At 61.3% G+C, this 22,942-nt stretch carries 19 protein-coding genes; 5 read left to right on the top strand and 14 right to left on the bottom strand.

The window, feature by feature from the left end; all coding sequences use genetic code 11:
- The 3 genes from GU927_RS18275 to GU927_RS18285 form a co-directional block, all read right to left on the bottom strand.
- A complete protein-coding gene (locus tag GU927_RS18275) occupies positions 1 to 678 on the bottom strand; it encodes a cytochrome c (RefSeq protein WP_125327792.1) in 678 nt (225 codons plus the stop codon).
- Between the two features lie 131 nt (positions 679 to 809).
- Complete coding sequence (locus GU927_RS18280; RefSeq protein ID WP_164517405.1) at positions 810 to 1,112, bottom strand: hypothetical protein; 303 nt, start codon at positions 1,110 to 1,112, stop codon at positions 810 to 812.
- A 76-nt stretch (positions 1,113 to 1,188) separates the two neighbouring features.
- Complete coding sequence (locus GU927_RS18285) at positions 1,189 to 1,749, bottom strand: L,D-transpeptidase (protein ID WP_125327893.1); 561 nt, start codon at positions 1,747 to 1,749, stop codon at positions 1,189 to 1,191.
- Between the two features lie 523 nt (positions 1,750 to 2,272).
- On the opposite strand from GU927_RS18285, the gene GU927_RS18290 reads away from it, so the two are divergent.
- From GU927_RS18290 to GU927_RS18300, 3 genes are read left to right on the top strand one after another with little or no spacing between them, the layout of a single operon-like run.
- The gene (locus GU927_RS18290; RefSeq protein ID WP_125327788.1) at positions 2,273 to 2,836 is read left to right on the top strand and encodes a L,D-transpeptidase; all 564 of its coding nucleotides are present in this window, start codon (positions 2,273 to 2,275) and stop codon (positions 2,834 to 2,836) included.
- Positions 2,833 to 3,600 carry a DsbA family protein gene (locus GU927_RS18295; RefSeq protein ID WP_161763854.1) on the top strand — a complete coding sequence of 256 codons (768 nt, stop codon included), beginning with the start codon at positions 2,833 to 2,835 and terminating at the stop codon, positions 3,598 to 3,600. Before GU927_RS18290 ends, GU927_RS18295 begins: the two co-directional genes overlap by 4 nt.
- 22 nt (positions 3,601 to 3,622) lie before the next feature.
- Positions 3,623 to 4,192 (top strand): cobalamin biosynthesis protein CobQ, encoded by a 570-nt coding sequence (locus GU927_RS18300; RefSeq protein WP_161763855.1) that lies wholly within the window; start codon positions 3,623 to 3,625, stop codon positions 4,190 to 4,192.
- A 128-nt stretch (positions 4,193 to 4,320) separates the two neighbouring features.
- Here GU927_RS18300 and GU927_RS18305 read toward each other — a convergent pair whose 3' ends face one another.
- The 3 genes from GU927_RS18305 to GU927_RS18315 all read right to left on the bottom strand — a co-directional run bounded on the left by GU927_RS18305 (position 4,321) and on the right by GU927_RS18315 (position 7,142).
- The gene (locus GU927_RS18305) at positions 4,321 to 6,420 is read right to left on the bottom strand and encodes a copper-translocating P-type ATPase (protein ID WP_217765724.1); all 2,100 of its coding nucleotides are present in this window, start codon (positions 6,418 to 6,420) and stop codon (positions 4,321 to 4,323) included.
- Positions 6,421 to 6,498: 78 nt separating this feature from the next.
- Positions 6,499 to 6,924 (bottom strand): CopM family metallochaperone, encoded by a 426-nt coding sequence (gene copM / locus GU927_RS18310; RefSeq protein WP_125327782.1) that lies wholly within the window; start codon positions 6,922 to 6,924, stop codon positions 6,499 to 6,501.
- Positions 6,925 to 6,953: 29 nt separating this feature from the next.
- On the bottom strand, positions 6,954 to 7,142 hold the full coding sequence (locus GU927_RS18315) for a heavy-metal-associated domain-containing protein (RefSeq protein WP_125327780.1): 189 nt from the start codon (positions 7,140 to 7,142) through the stop codon (positions 6,954 to 6,956).
- Positions 7,143 to 7,311: 169 nt separating this feature from the next.
- On the opposite strand from GU927_RS18315, the gene GU927_RS18320 reads away from it, so the two are divergent.
- Together GU927_RS18320 and cueR are read left to right on the top strand one after the other, a co-directional pair.
- Positions 7,312 to 9,789: a heavy metal translocating P-type ATPase gene (locus tag GU927_RS18320; RefSeq protein ID WP_125327778.1), complete on the top strand. Its 2,478-nt coding sequence runs from the start codon at positions 7,312 to 7,314 to the stop codon at positions 9,787 to 9,789.
- 12 nt (positions 9,790 to 9,801) lie between these two features.
- The gene (gene cueR, locus GU927_RS18325; protein ID WP_125327776.1) at positions 9,802 to 10,272 is read left to right on the top strand and encodes a Cu(I)-responsive transcriptional regulator; all 471 of its coding nucleotides are present in this window, start codon (positions 9,802 to 9,804) and stop codon (positions 10,270 to 10,272) included.
- Between the two features lie 606 nt (positions 10,273 to 10,878).
- Here cueR and GU927_RS18330 read toward each other — a convergent pair.
- From GU927_RS18330 to GU927_RS18365, 8 genes are all read right to left on the bottom strand, one after another.
- Entirely contained in the window at positions 10,879 to 11,262 is a 384-nt protein-coding gene (locus GU927_RS18330; RefSeq protein ID WP_125327774.1) for a hypothetical protein, read from the bottom strand.
- Positions 11,263 to 11,277: 15 nt separating this feature from the next.
- Complete coding sequence (locus GU927_RS18335) at positions 11,278 to 14,427, bottom strand: efflux RND transporter permease subunit (RefSeq protein ID WP_125327772.1); 3,150 nt, start codon at positions 14,425 to 14,427, stop codon at positions 11,278 to 11,280.
- A 9-nt stretch (positions 14,428 to 14,436) separates the two neighbouring features.
- Complete coding sequence (locus GU927_RS18340) at positions 14,437 to 16,095, bottom strand: efflux RND transporter periplasmic adaptor subunit (protein WP_125327770.1); 1,659 nt, start codon at positions 16,093 to 16,095, stop codon at positions 14,437 to 14,439.
- 117 nt (positions 16,096 to 16,212) lie between these two features.
- Positions 16,213 to 17,571, bottom strand: coding sequence for an ATP-binding protein (locus tag GU927_RS20650; protein ID WP_125327768.1), 1,359 nt, complete (start codon positions 17,569 to 17,571; stop codon positions 16,213 to 16,215).
- Complete coding sequence (locus GU927_RS18350; RefSeq protein ID WP_125327891.1) at positions 17,568 to 18,302, bottom strand: response regulator; 735 nt, start codon at positions 18,300 to 18,302, stop codon at positions 17,568 to 17,570. The genes GU927_RS20650 and GU927_RS18350 overlap by 4 nt, the downstream gene beginning before the upstream one ends.
- Before the next feature lie 239 nt (positions 18,303 to 18,541).
- Complete coding sequence (locus GU927_RS18355) at positions 18,542 to 18,868, bottom strand: TlpA disulfide reductase family protein (protein WP_232489273.1); 327 nt, start codon at positions 18,866 to 18,868, stop codon at positions 18,542 to 18,544.
- A gap of 112 nt (positions 18,869 to 18,980) precedes the next feature.
- Positions 18,981 to 20,456, bottom strand: coding sequence for a multicopper oxidase family protein (locus GU927_RS18360; RefSeq protein ID WP_125327766.1), 1,476 nt, complete (start codon positions 20,454 to 20,456; stop codon positions 18,981 to 18,983).
- Between the two features lie 223 nt (positions 20,457 to 20,679).
- Positions 20,680 to 22,942, bottom strand: a 2,263-nt coding sequence (locus GU927_RS18365; protein WP_232489274.1) for a heavy metal translocating P-type ATPase, incomplete at its 5' end; no start/stop codon positions are given.

A 22,942-nucleotide genomic window follows, 5' to 3' on the forward strand; every position in this document is an offset into this window, starting at 1 on the left:
TCAGTTCCGGCCCGCACGAAACTGCGCATGACAGGAAGAGCATGTCGCGCTGATCCGGTTGAAGAGGTCGTCCGCCGCCAGTGTCGTCAGATCGAGCTCCAAAATTGTCGGGTCGGATGTCCCTCGTGTCACCGCGATCTTTTCCGAAGCCGCTCCGTATCCCATCAATTCCGCGACCGTGAAGCCCGTTGGTTGCGATGTTCCGGTCATGTCCATGCCCGAGTGATCCATGCCAGCCATCTCGTCTGCTGGCGAACTCGCGGGCTCGAGGCCGTTCGGGGCAGCTTCAGCCAAGGCATCAGCATAGGCCTTCAGCTCTTCGGAGAGGGCCGCGAACTCCTGCCAATCGGCCCAGATTTCCGGCTTGGCATAGGTGACGCCTTCAAGGCTGTTTTCAGGGAAGAGCGACAGCATCGTCCCGCCCGCATGACTTGCAATGACGCTGGCGCCTTCAGACACAATGAAGGTGTCGTAGGGCACGGTGCCCTGCATCATCGGTGCCAATTCCGCGATGGTGTCGCGCATTGCCGTCATTCCGTTCATTCGGTCCAGGACGACGCCCGTCGCCCCCGTATGTGCCAGTGCCACTGCCGCGACGGCGGAAGCGGCAAGCGCGATCGCGCCAGTCCATTGAGATTTCATCTGCCTGACTGCCCTTGGTTTTTTGTTGTTGCTCATTGGCTGCGCCCTGCCGGTCAGGCGGGTCGCACCTTGGGACGAATTCTGGAGTCAGGCTGAGAAAGGGTCGAACCTGAGCAAGTCTTTCAAACCGGCTCTTCTGGTCATCGAACAATCGTTCGGCCTGACTGTCAGGTCAGGGTTCGCGGGGGAGGAAGTGTGATGGCCGGGCCGCCAAAACGGCGTTGCGACTGCTCAGCGTCGGGCTGAAGCACAGCAGGAACGGCCTTGGGCTGTATCGCTGCCAGAGCATCCGGCAAAACGAACGCTGTGCAAGTGACGCCGGGATGACAGGCAGGCGTTACCGAAGATTGCTGTTCGGGGGTATCTGCAGCCTCGACGGTGAGGCCGGAATGATGCTCTTTGCCAGACGCTGCTTCTGCAGATTGTGCCAACACCAAGCCCATGACCAGAGCGACAGTCAGAAGCCACATCGACGCGAAACGCAACAACCTGCGTACAAGCAGGTTTTGCGGGAAGGTCAATGGGTATGCTGTCGCTCTCATCTGTTCAGATCAGCTTGACTTTCGTTCCGACCGGCGTGCGATTGAACACTTCTTCGATGTGCTCATTGTAAAGCCCGATACAGCCGTTCGACGAGCGGCGACCGATCTTGCGCGTATCGTGGGTACCATGAATTCGGTAGTACTGCCACGAGAGATACAGGGCGCGGGTGCCAAGCGGATTGGTTGGATCGCCTCCTGGCACAAAGGCTGGCCACTCCGGGTTGCGCTCCCGCATCGAGGGTGTCGGAGCCCAGCTCGGGTTTTCCCGCTTCTCGACGACCTCGGTATATCCCCGCCGGGTCAGTTCATCCGACAGCGGAACCGAAGTGGGGTAGAGAAACATCTGACCGTCGCTCGTCCAGTGCTGGAGAACCTTGGCTGTGGTGTCAGAGATGATAACCCCCACCCCAAGCGAGTCGAAGTGGTCCTGCCACTCATGGGTACGGAACGCCGAGATATTGTTTCGGACGGGCCCTTGGTTATCCTCGGTTGCGAAGGCTGCCCGGCCCGTCAGGAAGGGCGCGGCAAGGGCTCCGGCAACGAAAAGTCGTCGACTGAATCGCATGGTCTGCTCCTCTTTTTTGTAGCTCTTGCCGGGTTCCAACGTGGGAAGGTCAAATCGCTTCGCGTCGTACAGGGGTCACAAAGAGGTGAAGCCGTGGCGCTTTCGCCGATTTTGTTGGGAAATTCTCTGCTCACTTCGATGTGAACACCTCTCCCATACACCAAGAGCGCTATTCTGCGACCATGCGTAAGTTTGCGAACATCTTGTGCGGTTTTTGCTTGCTCGTCGCCCTTCTATGGGCGGCGCTTCCTGATCACGCATCCCACGGCGCGCATGCAGATCATGCTCAAACCGCAGCTGTGGACCAGGACGCCCTTTGCAGCGACGGATCAGGCCATGCCTCCTGCCAGCTTGTCGCAACTGCCACCTTGTCATTTTTCGAGGTGGCACCGTCTGCCAAGTCCGCGCAGTTCGTGATCACGCCGGTCTCGGCTTCGAGCCGAGCCTTTGCCCCCCGACGCCCACCTCCGCGAACCTTCTTCTGAGTGAACCCTCGTCCTTCACGTTCCCCTCAGGAGTTCGCATGATTTTCCGTCGATCCTTTCTCACCGGCGCAGCCGCCGCAACCCTGTCGATGCCAACTGTCCTTCGCGCCCATACCGAAGAACCCTTTGTCCTGGCCGACGAATTCCAACCTCGTGAGGTCCGAGTCCGAGAGCAACATGCCCCCGGTCAGATCCTGGTCTTCCCGCGAAGTTTCTTTCTCTATTATGTTTTCGATTCCGAGCGTGCCGTCAGGTACGGTGTTGGCGTCGGCAAGGCCGGTCTGGCATTCAAGGGATCGGCAATCGTCGAACGAAAGGCCGAATGGCCGTCATGGCGCCCGACAAACGACATGATCCGCCGGAATCCCGATCGCTATGCCCAATTCGCCGATGGGGTGCCGGGCGGACCGGGCAACCCACTGGGCGCCCGAGCCCTCTACCTGTACCGCGACGGGCGCGACACGTACTACCGGATTCACGGCACGACAGAGCCCTGGTCGATTGGACAATCTGTGTCGAACGGCTGCATCAGGATGCTGAACGACCATGTGATCCAACTCTACGAGCAGGTACCCGTCGGAACACCGGTGACAGTCCTGTGACGATCCGGCGTCGTGATCTCTTTGTAGTGGGGGGCATCATTGCCGTGATCTATGGACTGCGGGCCTTGCCTTGGGACCGGCTTGGCGGACGCGGGCTTTCCTATGTCGACATCGAGGGTGTGCCGCCATTTCGTCGACTGGAGCTGCCCGGTCAGACCTCCACGGCAAACATCGCACTTGTCGGTCTCGATGGGCCACTACCTGAAGCGGGAGCACGCAGGGCGCGCATGGAGACCCTGCGCACCGACCCATGTCCGGCCTTATTTGGGAACAGCGCCTCCAATTCTGAGGTTCCCATCGCCTACTTCAGCGAGTTTCGTTGTCCGTTCTGCCGTGCTCTCGAGCGAGATCTTGAAAGCCTACTGGCCGAGGACCCAGCGACATTCCGGCTCGTGCAACACGAACTTCCGATCTTCGGGCCGCCGTCTGAGCTGGCCGCCCGGGCATCCGTTGCCGCCGCACGTCAGGGCAAGCAACAGGAGCTTCGCCGCCGCTTCATGCGGACACCGATGGTTGCGGAAGAGGCCTCGGTACGTCGTGTTGCGGAGTCCCTTGATCTGGATGTCGAGCAGCTCTTAATCGACATGTCCTCCGCCGGGGTCCAGGCCGAACTCGACCGAACACGCGCACTTGCCGATCTCTTCGGGTTCATCGGCACCCCAGGTCTGGTGATCGGACGGACCGTGCTCAGCGGTGCGGTTCCCCTTTCCCTCCTCCGACAGATTGCGGAAGAAGAGAAGGCCGAACCATTTCCGGTCTGTTGATGCGATGAACACACCAACTCATATGCTGATCGGGGCCGCTGTCTTTGCGCGGCCCGTCGTGCCGTCCACTCTGGTAGCGGCCATACTGGGCGGGCTCGCTCCTGATGTTCCGATGTTTGCGTTGGTCCTATTTTCGACACGCCTGGTCGGAATTCCGCAGCATGAAGTCTTTGGAGACCTCTTCTACTCGCACTCATGGCAGGCCGTCTTTGCCGTTGATCACAGCTTTTTCGTCTGGGGCCTGCTTCTTGCTCTTGGACACTGGCGACTTCACCTCATTCTCACCGCCTTTGCAGGAGCCGGCTTTTTGCATGCGGCCACCGACTTCGTCACCCATCATGACGATGCCCGCCGCCAATTCTGGCCCGTGTCGGACTGGGTATTCCGCAGTCCGGTCAGCTACTGGGACCCGAACTATTACGGCGGTATCATCGGCGTGGTGGAACTTGGGCTGGTTCTGTTCGCCACTGCCTTTCTCTGCTGGCGGCACCGAAAACTCTGGCAGCGCGTCGTGATCGTCATTTTGGCCGCTGTGATCGTCGTACCCGTGATAGTTACAGGTGGCTTCCACGGACTTCACGGCATGGGCTGAAAGAGCGCACCGCAGCGTGCTTCAGGTTCCCGCTCGGCATGGCTTGCATGGCCATTCAGGATTGATCGCGCCTCCCCTAGCAGCTTACTGAAAAGCACGCTTGGTCTTGCTAGGCGCTCAATATCGCCTTAGTTCGATCTGTATCGCCGCAGGAGTTGTGCATTGATCGCTACAATAATGGTCGATGCCGACATGAATACGGCGCCGACTGCAGGTGTCATTAGGAAGCCGGTGCCGAACGTGATGCCAGCAGCCATTGGAATGGCAAATGCGTTGTATCCGGTCGCCCAGATCAGGTTCTGCACCATCTTCGAATACGTCGCTCGGGACAGGCCAAGAATGGCCTCCACATCCCGTGGGTCAGAACGCACCAGGACCACGTCGGCGGATTCCACGGCGACATCCGTCCCCGCACCAATGGCAATTCCAAGATCGGCTTCGACGAGCGCCGGCGCGTCGTTCACCCCGTCTCCAACCATTGCGACCTTCAGACCCCGGGCGCGAAGTTCTTTCACGCGGGCCGCTTTCTGATCCGGGAGGACCTGTGCGAAATATTCATCGAGGCCGAGTTCTGCAGCGACCGATTTCGCGACCCCCTCGGCGTCTCCCGTCATCATGATGGACCTGACACCTCTGGCCTTGAGACGTGCCACGACATCACGCGATTCCGCGCGCACGATGTCTGCCAAAGCCAGCAACGCATAGGGCTGGCCGCCAACCTCCAGCACCACGACGGTCTTGCCTGCCTCCTCCAGCAGGGCAAGGCGCGGGTCGGTCACGGGTCGGCCTTGCCGCCGAAGATGACTAGGGCTGACGATGGCGACCTCCCGCCCGTCCACACGTGCCGTAACCCCCGCACCGGTGATGCTCTGCAAGCCTTCCGGGGCCGGAAAGTCTATGCCACGGGCTTTTGCGGCGGCGACAATCCCAGTAGCGATCGGATGCTGCGACTGGCTTTCAACCGATGCCGCAAGACGCAAGGCGGTCGTCTCGTCGCCATCTTGCAGCAACACCAGATCGCTTACGCCGAATCTGCCTTCAGTCAGGGTGCCGGTCTTGTCGAAGACCACCGCGTTCAGATCCCGCGCACGCTCAAAGGCGGCACGGTCGCGGATCAGCAGTCCATTGCGCGCGGCCAGCGACGTCGAGACGGCCACGACAAGCGGCACGGCAAGGCCGAGCGCATGCGGACAGGCGATGACCATGACTGTCACCATCCGCTCAAGCGCAAAGGTGGCCCCCGCCCCGACCGCATACCAGTAACCGAACGATCCGAGGCCGACGGTGATGGCAATCCAGGTCAGGATAGTTGCGGCGCGCGAAGCCAGATCCTGTGTGCGCGAGCGGCTGTCCTGTGCTGCTTTCACCATGGCGATGACCTGCGACAGGTAGGTTGCCTCGCCCGTCGCCTTCACCTCGATGGTGACGGCACCTTCGCCATTTACCGCACCGCCGATGACAGCCTCGCCGGCAGACCGCGTGACAGGTTTCGATTCCCCGGTCAGCATGGCCTCGTTGAAGGATGATGTGCCTTCGATGATCTTTCCATCGACCGGCACCTTGGCACCGGGGCGGATCACGACCCGGTCGCCGGCGATTAAGGCCGCGACGGGCACGTCCTCCGTTCCACCGTCCGCGGTCACCCGCAGTGCGGTATCCGGCAGCAGGCGTACAAGTTCCTCCAAAGCGCGAGAAGCGCCGAGGACGGACCGCATCTCAAGCCAATGCCCCAAAAGCATGATCGTGACGAGCGTGGCCAGTTCCCAATAGAACGGCTCTCCACCGGGCAGTCCTAGTGTGACGGCAGCCGAGTAGTAATAGGCTGTCGAGATGGCAAGCGCGACAAGCGTCATCATGCCCGGACGACCACTGCGGATTTCCGGAAGCGCCCCTTTCAGGAATGGCCAGCCGCCCCAGAAATAGATGATGGAAGAGAGGGCCAGCGCGACCCACTCTTCCCCGGCAAACAGGGGTGCCATCCCCTGCCCCGTGAAGTTCCGCACCATCGGCGACAGCACCAAGACTGGGACAGTCAGGACGAGGCATACCCAGAACCGGCGGCGGAAATCGGCCACCATGTCACCGTGTCCTGCGTGGGCACTACCCCCCTGTGGCGCATGCCCCATCGCGGTGTGATCAACTGTGGGTTTGGCACCATGACCCATCCCGGCATGGTCCATTCCGGCGTTCGCCGGGTGGTTGTCCGGTTTCTCCGCGCTGCTGGCCATCGAACCGAACTCCTTTGCGTCCCGGATTAACAGGCGGCGCGGCCGATCCCGACCGCGCCGCCCAAGGTCATCCCGGGCTTACATGCCCTTGGTGGCGAGAAAGGCCTTGAGCGTGGCGATCTCGGATTCCTGCGCCGCAATGATCGCCTCCGCCAGCTTGCGCATTTCGGGGTCCTTGCCGAATTCAAGCTGGATCTTCGCCATGTCAATGGCGGCCTGATGGTGAGGGATCATGCCCCGGGCGAAATCGATATCCGGGTCGCCGGTATAGGGGACCATCATGTCGGCCATCATTTTGTCCATTGCGGCAGCGCTGGCGACGGTAGCCGGGTCATTGGCGAGTTCCGGGGGTATCAGGGTCGCATGGCTCATCATGCCCATATCCCCCATGCCCATGCCACCCATGTTGGAGTGGTCCATGCCTTCCATGGTCTGCTGGGCAAATGCGATCCCACCGACAACAGCAACAGCCGCAATAGACAGCGCGAGAGTACGTTTGTTCATTCAGATTTTCCTTCGATGATTATGTTTTGTCAGGCAGGCGCGTAGCCGACCTCGGTCAGCGCCGCGACCAACCGGTCGCGAGAAGCCGCTGATTTGACTTCGACCTTGTGCGAGGCCGGATCCGCGCTCACCTCGGCGGAGGGGTCTACCGCCTGGATCGCCTTGGTGACGCTGCGCGCGCAGCCGCCGCAGGTCATGTTCTCGATATGGAACTGCATGAGTGTCTCCTTCGGACAGTCGTCTCATGCACCTCGATATGGGCCTTCCCACCGTTGTAAGGTCAAGAGAACAATTCCGTGATCAGACAAAATGAAATCAGGGCTTGACCTTGCCATTATGGGAAGCCCTATCTCAGTCAGCGGAGTACCTCGACACTGGAGTGCCGCTATGAACATACAAACCCTTCATCACGCCACGGCGGATCTCGGCAGGATCGTGATCGACGTCGACGGCATGACCTGCGCATCCTGTGTTGGGCGCGTTGAACGCGCACTGCAGGCTGTCCCCGGGGTAAAAACTGCAGCCGTCAACCTTGCGACGGAACGGGCAGAAATCATCGGATCGGGCCTGGACCGATCGGCTCTGGTCAAGGCAATCGAGGACGCGGGCTATGATGTGCCAACGCGTCCGATCGATATCGTCATCGAGGGTATGACCTGCGCCTCCTGTGTGGCACGGGTGGAGCGGGCCTTGAAGACGGTACCCGGCGTGACCGTAGCCAATGTCAATCTGGCCACGGAACGCGCCACGGTCACCGGAACCGCGGACCTTGCCGCCCTGATCGGCGCAATCGCGGATGCGGGGTACGAAGCGCGGGCAGCGGCCGAAACCGCCATCATGTCAGAAGAGTCCGCCGCGAAGAAAACGGCCGAGGAAGCCGCATTGAGGCGCGATGTGCTTTTTGCTGCGGCTCTGACGCTGCCGGTGTTTGTCCTCGAGATGGGATCGCATCTGTTCTTGTGGGTCCACATGGCGGTGATGAACAGCATTGGCATGCAGAACAGCTGGTACATTCAGTTCGCCTTGACGACCGTAGTCCTCCTTGGTCCTGGCCTCAGGTTTTACCGCAAGGGGTTTCCGGCCCTGGCGCGTCTGGCGCCTGACATGAACAGCCTGGTCGCGGTCGGAACGTTGGCTGCCTTCGGCTATTCCCTGGTGGCAACCTTTGCCCCCGGCGTCCTGCCCCTAGGCACCCAGAATGTCTATTTCGAGGCGGCGGCAGTCATCGTCACATTGATCCTCCTTGGTCGTCTGCTTGAAGCCCGCGCCAAAGGCCGGACCTCAGAGGCGATCAAGCGGCTGGTCGGACTTCAGGCGAAGACCGCCCGTGTCCTTCGCAATGGCGGCCTTGTCGAAGTGCCGGTCGCCGAAGTCCGCCCCGGTGATATCGTCGAGGTCCGCCCTGGCGAGCGGGTGCCGGTCGACGGCGAGGTCACGACGGGCGCAAGCTGGATCGACGAAAGCATGATCTCTGGCGAGCCCCTGCCGGTCGAGAAGGCACCGGGCAGCACCGTGACCGGCGGCACAGTAAACCAGACCGGCGCGTTCAACTTCCGGGCGACGGCGGTGGGTGAGGCCACGATGCTGGCTCAGATCATCCGCATGGTCGAAGCCGCGCAAGGCGGAAAGCTGCCGATTCAGGCGCTGGTCGACCGCGTGACGATGTGGTTCGTTCCCGTGGTTATGGCGATTGCCGTGCTGACCTTCGCCGTCTGGCTGATCCTCGGGCCTGATCCGGCCCTGACCTTTGGCCTGGTCAACGCCGTCGCCGTCCTCATCATTGCCTGCCCCTGCGCCATGGGTCTGGCCACGCCAACGTCGATCATGGTCGGCACCGGGCGTGGTGCCGAGATGGGCGTGCTCTTCCGCAAGGGCGAGGCCCTGCAGGCCTTGCAGACTGTCAAGGTGGTCGCGTTCGACAAGACCGGTACCCTGACCGAGGGCAAGCCGCGCCTGACCGACATGGCTCTGGCACCGGGCTTCGCCCGCGCCGCGGTCCTTGCCGTGGTGGCTGCTGTCGAAGCGAAGTCCGAGCATCCGATCGCCCGCGCCATTGTCGCGGCGGCCGAAGCCGAGGGCCTGATCCTTCCTGAGGTCACTACCTTCGATTCCGTCACCGGTTTCGGTGTCACGGCGGCGGCGGGCGGGCAGCGGGTCGACGTCGGCGCCGACCGCTACATGGTCAAGCTCGGCCTCGATGTCTCCCGCTTCGGCGACACCGCGACCCGGCTCGGCGACGAGGGCAAGTCACCGCTCTATGCCGCCATCGACGGCAAGCTTGCTGCAATCATCGCCGTTGCGGACCCGATCAAGGAAACCACGCCGCAGGCGATCCAGGCATTGCACCTGCTGGGGCTGAAGGTTGCCTTGATCACTGGCGACAATAGCCGCACGGCGAACGCCATCGCCCGCCAGCTTGGCATCGACGAAGTTGTGGCCGAGGTGCTGCCCGACGGCAAGGTCGCTGCGGTGAAACGTCTGAAGGCACTGGGTGCGCTGGCCTATGTCGGCGACGGGATCAACGATGCGCCCGCCCTGGCCGAAGCGGATGTGGGCCTTGCCGTCGGAACCGGCACCGACATTGCCATCGAAGCGGCGGACGTCGTCCTGATGTCGGGCAGGCTGACTGCCGTCTCGGATGCCATCGCGCTTTCCAAGGCCACGATGCGAAACATCCGCCAGAACCTGTTCTGGGCCTTCATCTACAACGCCCTGCTGATCCCGGTTGCCGCAGGCGCACTCTGGCCCGCCTTCGGTATCCTGCTGTCGCCGATCTTTGCCGCCGCTGCGATGGCGCTGTCGTCGGTCTTCGTCCTCGGCAATGCGCTGCGACTGCGGCGCTTTGCACCTTCAATCGCCGCGTAAGGAGGCCCTGAGATGAACATCGGTGAAGCTTCAAAATCTTCGGGCGTTTCCGCCAAGATGATTCGCTACTATGAGTCGATAGGGCTCATTCCGGCAGCAGGAAGGACGGTTGCAGGATATCGCGTCTACACGATGACCGATGTTCAGCTTCTGCGCTTCATCCGAAGGGCGCGCGACTTGGGTTTTTCCGTCGAGAAGATCGAGGAGTTGCTGGCGCTCTGGCAGGATCGTTCGCGGCAGAGTGCAGATGTGAAACAGATTGCCCTTCATCAGATCGCCGGTCTTGAAGTTCGAATTCGTGAAATGCAGGCAATGATGGACACGCTTCGTCATCTGGCAGATGCGTGCTGCGGCGATCACCGCCCGGACTGTCCGATCCTTGCCGACCTCGTGAATGGCCCCGACCATGGCAGCGGAGCGCGCGAGGAAGATCAACAATCCGCGCCCCGCTCCGGCAAGGCTGCCGGACTTCAAGCGCATTGACATTCCGCGGTATGCGCATGATCGTGATTTTGTTTGGTGTTCATGGGACGCAGAATCCCCGAACTAAATCGGGAATGAGGAAGGGCGGACCCAGCTGCGGCGCCCAATACCTCAGCCGCCCCCGCGACTTGATTTCATTGGATTCTTTGTCCCGGATTTAACGACAACGTGACACCTGGCTTGCTGCACGCGGTCAGTAACGTGTTTTTGCGGGGGCTCACTTCCATGATCCCCTGCATTTGCCCGGAATCCTTAAACGGAAGACAAAATCTCTATGCTCGCCCCTACCGGGGCGAGTTCGTCGGGCAGTTCCTTTGCTGTCTGATCGGCTGAAGAGGTGACGTGCAATTGCGTCGGTAGTTGCTGCATGTGTCGCCTGGAGCCGTACCAAGCGCTCTGCTGTTAAGTTCGACGAGGACTACCCAGTACTACCGGCCGATGTGGATGCAATCAGGCTACCAGATAGGTCCCAAACACTGACGTCGTCCTGTCGCGCTCGGTCCAGAAAATCTCATCAGGCTTGTCCCACATCCGCACGATGATTTCGTCAATACTAGTGAGCAGAGAGGGCGGGCACCAACTCGGCGAGTTGGCGACCGTTTCATCTTAGTATTTTGCCTGGGCCGTGGTCCCGTCGGGGGCAACAAGCTGGAGCGCTCCTTTGACGTCTTTAGCAACCGCGACAGCAGCAGCCCCGATGAGTTGACCGTTGGCATCCGGAGTAAGCTCAAACCGCTGTGCACTGCCGTCGACCAGCAAGATTGCGTTGCCCGTCCATCCCTCTGCCGATAACGGCTGATCTGCCCCGTCATAAAGGTAGACAATCACATTAGGAGTGTCGTTCGCGACCAGTTCCGCGTGCCACGCCCCTGCATCGACTTTCCAACCACCGTTCGGCCCGGGCCGTGGCTCGTGGGCAAAGGCTGAAAGCGCGACTAATGAAGCCAAGGCAGACAGGCCGAGGCGGAAGGATATTCTGGAAAGGCGCATTTTGGGCTCCGATGTTCAGTATGCTTCGATTGTGGATGCACGACCTGTTTCCTGCGACTGCTTGGCAGCCTCGGCCCGTGCCTGCGCCACAAGGCGTTCAAGCGGGGCACGGCCATAGCGCAGGAACAGTGTCGGGGTCAGGACAGTGTCAAGGATCGTGGCTGTCACCAGGCCACCAAAGATGGTGATGGCGACGGGGTGGAGGATTTCCTTGCCGGGCGCATCAGCGCCAAGCATCAGCGGCACAAGGGCCACCCCCGCCGACAAGGCGGTCATCAGCACCGGCGTCAACCGCTCCAGACTACCACGAATGACAAGGTCGCGTCCGAACGGCATGTCTTCTTGAATGGCGAGGTTGATGTAGTGGCTAATCTTCAGAATGCCGTTGCGGGTCGCAATCCCTGTCAGCGTGATGAAGCCGACCATGGACGCGACCGACAGAGGCTGGCCAGACCACCACAAAGCCGCGACGCTGCCGATCAGGGCCAAAGGCACGGACGCCATGATGATGCCGACAAACAGCGGCGAGCGGTAGCGGCTGTAAAGGATCGCGAAGATCATCGCCAGCGACAGGATCGACAAGAGGCCGATGGTGCGCATCGACTCCTCTTGGGCTTGGAAGGTACCTTCAAGCGTCGCGAAGAATCCGGTGGGCAGGTCCTTCTCGGCCATAACGGCTCGGATCTGTTCGACGATCTGCGCCATGTCGGTTTGCCCGTCGGAGTTGGCCAGCACGACGAGGCGGCGTTTGCCGTTTTCGCGAAGAATCTGGTTCGGGCCGTCGGTTTCGACCACATCGGCAATCTGACTGACCGGGATCCAGCCTGTCGGGGTTTCGATCAGGAGATCACCAAGACCGCGTGTCGTGCGTTCTTCGTCCTGCAGGCGCAACACGACGTCGAAGCGCTTGTTGCCATCAACGATCCGCGAAACGATGCGACCGTTTGAAAGTTGTTCCAATTGTTCGGTTACGGCAGCGGGCTGCAGACCATAAAGCGCCGCGCGTCCGTAATCGACGATGATCTCCAGCTGCGGGATACGGACCTGCTTTTCGACCTGAAGATCGACGACGCCAGGGATTTCATCCAGCGCCACCCGGAACTCCTCGGCAATGGCGCGCATCGTGTCGAGATCCTCGCCAAAGATCTTGAGCGCAATCTGCGCCCGAACCCCCGACAGCATGTGATCAAGCCGGTGCGATATCGGCTGGCCGATGTTGGTCACCACCGGCAGCACGGATAGACGCGCACGGATATCCGCCTCGATCTCGGTCTTTGGGCGGCCGTCTTGGGCCAGTTCCACCTCGACCTCGGACGAATGCACCCCTTCGGCGTGTTCATCCAGTTCCGCACGGCCCGTCCGGCGCCCAACCAGCACAACCTCGGGCACCTCAAGGATCAACTGCTCTGCCACCAGACCGATCCGCTGGCTTTCCTCGAGGGATATGCCAGGGTTGAAGAGCATGCTGATCGTCAGCGTGCCTTCGTTGAACGGGGGCAGAAACGCGCGTGGCAGCTGCGTGGCGAAACTGCCTGCTGTGACCACGGCCGCCAGAACTCCTGCGATCAGCAGGCGTGGGTGCCCGAACGACCACTCAAGCAATTTGCGATTGCCACGCTTCAGGACCCGGACGACCATGCCTTCATGCTCATCCAGTCGTTTCAGACCCGGCAGCATGTAATAGGCCATCACCGGGGTCAGCGTGATTGAAACGACAAGGCTGGCCAGGATCGAGATGATATAGGCCTGCCCAAGTGGTGCAAAAAGCCGCCCCTCAATGCCCGAGAGCGCAAAGAGCGGCACGAAGACCAGAACAATGGTCATCGTGGCGTAAACGATGCCCGACCGAACCTCCTGGCTGGCAGACACGACCACGTCGAAGACTGACCGGGGATTTCCCTTCTCGCGGTTCTCCCGTAGGCGGCGGAAGATGTTTTCGACATCGACCACGGCGTCGTCGACCAACTCACCGATGGCGATGGCTAGGCCGCCCAGAGTCATCGTGTTGATCGACAGACCCATCCAGTAAAAGATGATCGCCGAAACTAGGATAGAAACAGGAATGGCGGTCAACGAGATGATCGTGGTGCGCAAGTTCAACAGGAACAGGAAGAGCACGACCGCGACCACCGCAATGGCCTCCAGTAGCACCTTCTGCACATTGCTGATCGACGTCTCAATGAAGGTCGCTTGGCGGAAAAGGATGTTGTCCGCCTTTACTCCTTCTGGCAGGGCCGCGGTCATCTCCGCCAATGCGGCCTCGACCTGCTGGGTCAGCGCGATGGAGTCCACGTCCGGCTGTTTTTCGACAGAGACGATCACAGCATCGTCGCCCATGAAACCGGCATCGCCGCGCTTGGTGCGGGGCGCAAAGCTAACTTCAGCGACCTGATCCAAAGCCACCGGCTGACCATTCACGGAGGCCACGACAAGGTTTCCAAGGTCATCCAGGCTTTGGGTGCGCCCGATGTTGCGGATCAGGAACTCGCGTCCGTACTGGTCGGCAAAGCCACCGCCCGTGTTCGCGCCAAAGCCAGTCAGTGCTGCTTCGACATCTTCATAGGTCACGCCAAAGGCGCGCATTGCTGCCGGGTTTGGCGCAACCCTGTATTGCCGTACCTCGCCGCCGATCGGGATGACGTTAGCCACCCCCGGAATGGTCAAGAGCCGTGGCCTGATGGTGAAATCGGCCAGTTCGCGCAGCTCCATCGGGGTGACCGTATCCGGCCCGGTGACTGCAATCAGCATGATCTGCCCCATAATGGAGGCGACCGGCCCCATCTGTGGCACCACGCCTTGGGGCAGCTGCGCCTGCACCAGGGTCAGCCTTTCAGCAATCTGCTGACGGTTGCGGTAGATGTCAGTGTTCCAGTCGAACTCGACATAGACAATCGAAAGGCCCACGCCCGAAGTGGACCGGACCCGCGTGACACCGGGCAGCCCATTCATCTGGGTTTCCAGCGGATAGGTGACCAATTGCTCGACCTCGGGCGGGGCAAGCCCCTCGGCCTCGGTCATGATGGTAACGGTCGGACGGTTGAGATCGGGGAACACATCGACCGGAAGGCGGGTGACCGTCAGGGCACCGTAAAGCACCATGACGATGGCAATCGCCATGACGAACATGCGGTTGCGCAGTGATTGCGTGACCAGAAAGTTGAACATGGTCTGTGCCTATCGGATCTGGTTGAGGAGTTCGGCACCCTCGGCCACGACACGAAGCCCGACCTCAAGGCCCGCCACGACCAGCACTGTGTCGCCGTCCAGCGGTTCTACTCGAACCTCGCGCTGGACGAAGCGTTCGGCATTGGTCTTCACATAGACCACAAGCTGCCCGTTGGCCCCGCGCAAGACAGCATCGCGGGGTACGACGATTCCTTCATGCTCTGCCGGAGTGGCCGCGATCACCCTCAGCAACTGACCCGCCCGCAAACCAGTTGCTTCTCCCACGACAGAAAACCGCACAGGAACGGCTTGTCCCTGGTCGGCAAGACCCGTCCCCTGATAGACAAGATCGATGGTCGATCCGTCAGCGAAGACCGCCACTGCTTCTGAGCCCAAAGCTTCTGATCGATAGCTCAGCGCCTCGACCCAGAACCTTCCTGGGTCAACGATCTCGTAAACGGTGACGCCCGGGGAGGCGATCTGGCCCGCGATGGCTTGGCCTGCGGCAATGACCCCGTCAACCGGGGCGATCAGATTTTCCGACACATCGGTCAGCGAAACCAAGGCGTCACGTTGGGCGATCAAGCTTTCCTGTTCGATCTCCAACTCTTCGATCTCGGTCTGCGCCACCACGCTTTCCAACTGCTTACGCCGGTCAAGACGGCGAGTGACAAGCTGCAATTCTTGTTCGATCTCACGAATTTGCTGTTGGCGGTCGGCAAGATCTACCGCACCGATGGTCGGCTCGACGATGGCGACGATCTGACCTGCCTTCACTAAGGACCCGAGCTGTGGAAAACCACCCGGTGGGGCCACCAGCCTGCCCTCAAGTGACGCCTGCACATAGCCCGAGGCATTCGGATCTGGAATGATGCGCCCCGGAAGTTCGATGCGCCGCCCATGCAAAGCCGTTTCCGTGACGAGCGTGCGAATGCCCAACACACGCTGCGTCCCTTTCGGAACAAAGATGGCCCCATCTGGAAAGCGTTGGGCGACATCGCGCGTCGCAGCGGCAGGCATGGGCAATGCTGCGTTGGCCGCGCTGGCGGCAGCAACCTCCGCCTGCCCCTGCGACGGCGGGATAAGCAGGAGAGCTACCAGCAGAGCTGTAATCTTGGCAGGTGCAACTGGCCGGCGATTGCGCCGCAACAACAGCATGCCGAAAACGCCTACCAGCAGACCGATAGCAGCCGCGGCGGCGAGCGTTAGATCGCGGGTCTCCAGGCGCGCCCGCAAGTCACCCAAAACACTCGCGCCAATCGCTGCTGCAGCGTTTACCTCAACCACTGCCGCTGGTGGTGGTGCGGGGATCGTCAGCGACCCCACCAAAACGTCAAATCCAGCATCGGCAATGACGGTGATCGCAAGATCGTAGCTGCCGGGTGTCGCGACCCAGGGTGCGGAAAACGCATAGATCCCCGGCTCCGTTTCCGTGCCGATGATAACACCAGAGGGCGTGTCCATCTCGACCGCAGCCCCGGCAACGGGCGCGTTGGTGTCGAATGTGTCGATAAAGACCTGCAGTTCGGCACCGCGGGCTATCACGACCGCTTCGAACACCGTTGATGCTGCTTCGACCCGAGGGGCGATGGTGGTGCTGACCGGCGGCGGCGGTGCGCCGTGATCATGGCCTTCATGTGCGGCCACGCCGCCCGTGAAGCCAAACATCAGAACAACGGCCAAAGCCCCTACAAACCGCATATCCGAACCTCGACGCCTGTTTTTGTTGGTGTCGAGATGACCGACAGACGTCTCTGAACGATTGCCGCTTTGTAACCGAGTGTTTCAGCGCCCCTGTCTGGGCAGGGACACAGTGACACGCAAGCCACCGGTCGGCCCTTCGCCAAGCTCCAGCGTGCCGCCGTGGCCGTCGATCACAGCGCGTGCAATTGTCAGCCCCAGGCCAAAGCCCCCGGTCTTGTTGTTGCGCGACGATTCAAGCCTGACAAAGGGCAAAAGCACGCGGTCCCGGTCCGCAGCGGCAATTCCCTGACCGTCGTCATCGATCACCACGACCACATCCTGCGCGTTTTCGGAAACCGCCACGCGTGCTGTTCCGCCATACTTGACGGCATTGCCCACGAGGTTGCCAAAGGCACGCTTCAGCCCAAGCCGCCGCCCCGGAACAACCGCCGCTCGTGGACCAGCAAAGGAAACCACCGCGCCCTGATCGGTCTGATCATCTGTCACGGTCTCAAGGATCGCGACAAGGTCCACGGGGCGTATCGGTTCGTCGGATCGGTCACCGCGCAGATAAGACAGCGTCTGATCGATCATCCGCTCCATTTCGTCCAGATCATGGGCGATGGACCGCGCGAGAGGCTGACTGTCGATCTCCTCGGCGCGCAGACGCAACCGGGTGATGGGTGTCTTCAAGTCATGGGATACTGCAGCCAGAGCTTGTGTGCGGTCGTCGATTGAGCGGGCAAGCCGGTCTTGCAGGTCGTTGAAAGCTCGGGCCAGAACGGCAACTTCATAGGGGCCGGTCTCAGGCACCGCCGCTACCTTTCCGGTGGTGTAGAACCCGTTGGCCGCCTCGGCAAAGCGACCAAGCGGCCGCGATATCCAGCGCACCAGCAGGATGGCTGTGGCCAGAGCCACGGCTGCGATCATCCACGCCACCATCACGGTCTGCGGTGCGCCTGGGATGCGGGGTGTCCAGCTCAGCAGGCTCACGTTCAACCAAGTGCCGTCCGTCAGGCGCATCGAGATCAACGCGACGTGCGGGTCCGGGCTCTGACCAGCCTGTTCGCCGACGCTCAGCCCGCCCTCGCCAAGTTCCGGGGCCAATTCCACCAAACGCGTCTGCAGATCTGTCCACAATGGGTTGGTCGCGTCCGCTTCGACCGCGCGCTGGTCCCGGCTCCAATGCGCTTCGATCGCGCCACTCGAAAGGTCGTGCGCGGCGTCTTCGCGAAGGCCCTCCGGCAATCCGGCCAGCGTGCGCTTGATGGTCAGCAAGCGATCCGCCAGCCGCTGTTCCGTCGCATCGGACAGATCGGCGCTCAGCGACGCGCGATAGGTTTGCAGCCCAACAATCTGTACGGTGGCGATGCCCAGGATCAGGACGATGGTCGTTCTGGCTACCAGTGTATCAAACCTGAACGCCAAAGCTGCCTGAAGCAGCGCCCTGAGCCGCTTCACTTGCGCCGCACGGCCGCTGCGAACAGATAACCTGCGCCGCGAATGGTCTTGATTAATTCTCCTTGCGCCTCGATTTTCCGGCGCAAGCGGCTGACCTGCACATCGATCGAGCGGTCAAACACGTCGAGGGTTCTGTTTTTGGTGCTGTCGAGAAGGTAGTCTCGGGACAAGACCCGCTGCGGTGCCTCGAGAAACGTCATCAGCAGGTCATATTCACCGCCTGACAGGTCAACGACGACGCCGCCCGGATTCACCAACTCTCGCTTCAGGGTATCCAAATGCCACCCCTCGAACTCGATCGAACGACCTGAACCTTGCGGTGCAGACCCCTCCACTGACCGGCTGCGCCGGAGGACTGCCTTGATGCGGGCCAGAAGTTCGCGCGGATTGAACGGTTTCGGCAGGTAGTCATCGGCACCGACCTCCAACCCGACAATGCGGTCGATCTCGTCGCCCTTCGCCGTCAGCATCACGACCGGCACCGTGCTTTCGGCGCGCAACGCCCGGCATAGGTCGAGCCCGTTCGTCCCCGGCAGCATGATGTCCAGCACAACAAGATCCACTTGGGATGACTGCATCTGGGCCTTCATCTCTGCGCCATTGCGGGCGGTCGAGACAACAAACCCGTTGGCGCGCAGGAACTTGGCAACAAGCGACAAGATCTCGCCGTCATCATCGACGACAAGAACCTTGCCTTCGGTCGCTTGAACTGCGGTCGACTGTTGCAACATTGGTCTTCGGTCTCGTCTCTGGGCACGCGCTGAATGGCACTCAGACACTACGACACTGTTGCCCGATTGTATCGATTTGTTGCAGTGGCTTTTCCTTATCTCAGGACATTCCGGAGCTGATCGACGGCTCCCCGACCATTCCAGTCGAACGGCCCCTGAAGGCGACCAATTTCGTTCTCTCGGTTGTCGACCAGCAGCGTTGTCGGCAGTCCAATGAAGGCGAAGGCGAGTTGAACTCTTTACGGCTCCGCCCAGAAGAGCGGCAGATGCCGAATGCCGACTTCGTTGTAGAATTCGCGTCCACGGGTGATCCCGCCTTCGTCGATGTTCAAAGGCAGAACCATGAAACGATCGCCGCCCAAGGCTTCTTCCAGCTGGTCAAGCGCTGGCATCTCCTCGCGGCAAGACGGGCACCAAGTCGCCCAGATGTTGAGAAGTACGACCCGCCCGATGAAGTCGTCCAGTTTGCACGTGGTTCCCGCCTCGTCGAGGATCGGCGGCGAGAGAAGTGGCTGCGGGTCCTTTCCTAGGCGGAAGGGCGGGCGCGCCAACGCTGGCATCGCCATGAACGGCGTTGCAAGTCCACCAAGAATAGCTCGACGTCCGATGCAGTCAGATATGGCATGTCCCCTGGGAGATAGGCCCGGACCTGCGGCGCGGCCGCAGGTCCAGCGAGTTTCAGGCGGAAACCGCAAACTCCGTCATCATGCCCATCGAAAGGTGGGGCATGTGGTGACAATGGAGCATCCAGCGCGCGGTTTCACCTGCGTCCAACGCAACCGTCACCATGCCCATCGGCGGCACATGCACGGTGTCGCGTACCGCACCTGCAAAACGCGCACCGCCTGTGCTGACCACCTGAAACGCGTGACCGTGCAAGTGCATGGGATGCGCCATCATCGACATGTTATGGAACGTGATCTCTACCCGATCGCCGGATTTCGCCGTCACCGGCACATGGGTGCCCCAGGTCTGTCCGTTGATCGTCCAGACATAGGGCATCATCGAACCACCCAGCATGAGCATTGGCTGCGATGCGGGCGCACGTTCGGGCAACGGAGTGACCGCGCGAAGCAAGCTTTCCTGTGCGAGATCGCCGCTGAAGGCGGGATGGTCTCCCTCCGACACGTCAGCGATCTTCGCCAAAGCGGCCCCCGGCGTGGCCAGGATAACACCCGTCCTTTCGTTGGCGCCCTCGCGCAGGGCGAGAACCGGATACGCCCCGCCCTCCCTCGGTATATCCAGTTCGATGTCGAGACGCTGGCCCATCGCGACACCAAAGCGACTGCCAGGCAGTGGTTGCACCGGCTCGCCGTCCACCGCAACCAGCCGTCCGGGAAGCGCGCCCGTATCGATCCAGAAGACAGTCGCAGCGGCGGCGTTGATTACGCGGACCAGCACCTGCCCGCCTTTGTCCACCTGTACGACTTCCGGGTCGTCAAGAGTCCGATCGTTGGCGAGATAGGCATCGAAGTTGTAGTCGTTAAGGTCCATTGCCATGCCGTCCATGGCCGGCATCGCCATCATGCCGCCCTGCCCCATGGCGCCCATGTCCATCCCGGAATGTTCCATGGCACCTTGCCCCGGCTGGCCATGATCCATTCCGGCCATCGACGCACCGCCGGTGATCTCGGCCAGCACCTCGGCGGGCGATTTGAACGAGAAGTCATGCAGGAACAGCGTCACCTCCTGACGATCTGCCGCAACATCCTCGGGCCGCCTCACGATCAGCGGTGCTGCCAGCAGCATCATTTCGTGCGCCGGAATATGCGCATGCATCCAGTGTGTGCCGGCCCTCGCGGAAAAGTCATAGGCCCGGGTTTCGCTTGGTTGCAGCACTGGCATCGGCATGTCTGGGACGCCGTCTTGAGCATTGTCCGGGATCTGCCCGTGCCAATGGATGATGGTCGGATCGGCTAGCGAATTCGTCAGATCGACGGCAAAGCGCTGCCCCGGATCCAAGACGAGGCCCGACTGGCCATTGCTACCAAGGAGTCCCCAGACGGAGGCGGCTCTGCCGCGCACGTCGATTGTGCGGGTGGTGGCGGTCAAGGACAGCCGAGTGGATTGAGCCCGGACCCGGCTGGGAAGCAAAAGGGAAGCAGCCGAAGCCGCGGTGGTGGCTAGAAAGCCGCGACGAGAGAGAGGCGACATATAAATTCTCCTGAATATCGCAATATGCGCTAGACTTGTGGCCATTGGCCTAGGCCAGAACCACCAATTCAGATCACCTCGATCTTGAGAGGCCGCCCGAGGTGCGCAATTGCGAGCGACGGGCAGCGCAAAGGGCGTTGTCCTAGCAAATGGCCGGTGCCGCCGGTGAGGCTGATCAACCCTGTTCGATCTACCAACCCTATTTCCAGCGGCTCTTGTTGGTTCACAGATCGACCCTCCGCAGACGCAATGCGTTGGTGATGACAGAGACCGACGACAGGCTCATCGCAGCAGCTGCGATCATCGGCGACAGAAGAAGGCCGGTTATCGGATAAAGGAGCCCGGCTGCGATCGGTACGCCAAGTGCGTTGTAGGCAAAAGCAAAGAACAGGTTCTGCTTGATATTGCGCAAGGTTGCGCGTGCCAACTTGCGCGCTCGGACAATGCCCATCAGGTCGCCACCCAAAAGAGTGATGCCCGCGCTTTCCATCGCAACGTCAGCCCCGGTACCCATGGCGATGCCGACATCCGCTGCCGCCAGCGCAGGCGCGTCATTCACGCCGTCGCCTGCCATGGCGATCTTGTGACCTTCACGGCGTAACTGGTCGATCAGGTCTTTCTTGGCCTCGGGCAACACTCCCGCGCGCACCTCATCTATGCCGAGCTTACCCGCTACCGCTTGTGCGGTGCGTTCGTTGTCGCCGGTTGCCATGATGACGCGAAATCCTTGGGCATGCAGTTCCTTGATCGCCTGTGCGGTCGACTCCTTGATTGGATCTGCGACGGCGACGATTCCTGCGAGCACACCGTCGACAGCGATGAACATCGCGGTCTTGCCCTCGGCGCGCAGAGTGTCCGCCTGCGTCTCCGCGCGCGCAGTGTCCAGTCCCATCTCCTGCATCATGGCCGCGTTGCCAAGCGCAACCGCGCGGCCTTTGACCTTGCCACGCACACCCTTGCCGGTGACCGCCTCGAAACCCGTGGCCTCTTGTCGGGACGCGCCCTGCGCGTCGGCCCCCTCAACAATGGCTTCGGCAAGGGGGTGTTCCGACCCACGTTCCAGAGCCGCAGCAAGGGACAACAGGTCTGTGACTGCCAAGTCCCCAAGCGACACCGTATCGGTGAGCTCGGGCTTGCCCATGGTCAGCGTACCCGTTTTGTCGACGATCAGCGTATCGACCCCCGCCATCCGCTCCAGCGCCTCAGCGTCTTTGATAAGCACACCCGCCTGCGCGCCACGTCCGGCCGCCGTTGTAATCGAGATCGGGGTGGCAAGACCCAACGCGCAGGGGCAAGCGATGATCAGCACCGACACCGCCGAGGCGATGGCAAAGACCAGGGATGGCTCGGGGCCGAAAATCATCCAGGCTACGAAGGCCAGAATTGCGATCCCAACCACGGTCGGTACAAATATTGCGGACACCCGATCCGCCAGCCCTTGGATTGGTGCACGCGACCGACGCGCGTTCGACACCATGGCCACGATCTGCGCCAAAACGGTGTCTGCGCCAACCTTGCCAGCCTCGATAACAAGACTTCCGTTCTTGTTGATGGTGGCCCCGGTCACCGCATCTCCCGGCCCTTTTTCGACCGGCATCGCCTCGCCGGTCAGCATGCTTTCGTCCAACGATGAATGACCCTCGATCACCACGCCGTCGACTGGCACAGCGTCTCCGGGGCGCACACGCAGCCGGTCGCCCTCCATGATGTTCTCCAAAGGCGCATCGTATTCGGTGCCGTCCGGCAGAATGCGCCGCGCCGTCTTCGGCGCGAGGTCGAGAAGCGCGCGGATCGCATCGCCGGTGCGTTCGCGTGCGCGCAGTTCCAGGACCTGGCCGACAAAGACCAGAGCCACAATCACCACCGCCGCTTCATAGTAGGTGCCAACCCCGTGACCCATCCGGTAGACCTCAGGGAACAAGCCAGGTAGGAACGTCGCGACCAGCGAATAGAGGTAGGCCGCCGCCACCCCAAGGCTGATCAGCGTCCACATGTTGGGTGACCGGTTCGCCAGCGAATCCCAGCCTCGCTTGAAGAAGGGAAGGGCCGCCCAAAGGATAATCGGAGTTGCCAGCGCGAACTCCAGGTAACTGGCCACCTGATGCCCGATCCAGTCACGCACCGGCAGAGCCACGAACTCTCCCATCGTCAACACGATCAGCGGCACCGCCGCAGCTGCTGAAACCCACATGCGGCGGGTGAAATCGGTTAACTCATGGCTGGGCTCGTCCGAGGGTAGCATCGGCTCCAGCGCCATGCCGCAGATCGGACACGAGCCGGGCGCATCACGGATAATCTCGGGATGCATGGGGCAAGTATACTGCACATTGGCCGGGGCAACTTTCTTGCGCCCTGCCGCACGGCCGGAGGCGTAGAACCACGGATCGGCCTGAAACTTCGTCTGACATTTGCTAGAGCAGAAATGGAAGTCCTTGCTGCCAAACGCCTCGGTCCGCGTGTCAGGTTTCAACGTGACGGTCATGCCG

This window comes from Paragemmobacter amnigenus (genome assembly GCF_009908265.2).
Lineage (GTDB): Bacteria > Pseudomonadota > Alphaproteobacteria > Rhodobacterales > Rhodobacteraceae > Paragemmobacter > Paragemmobacter amnigenus.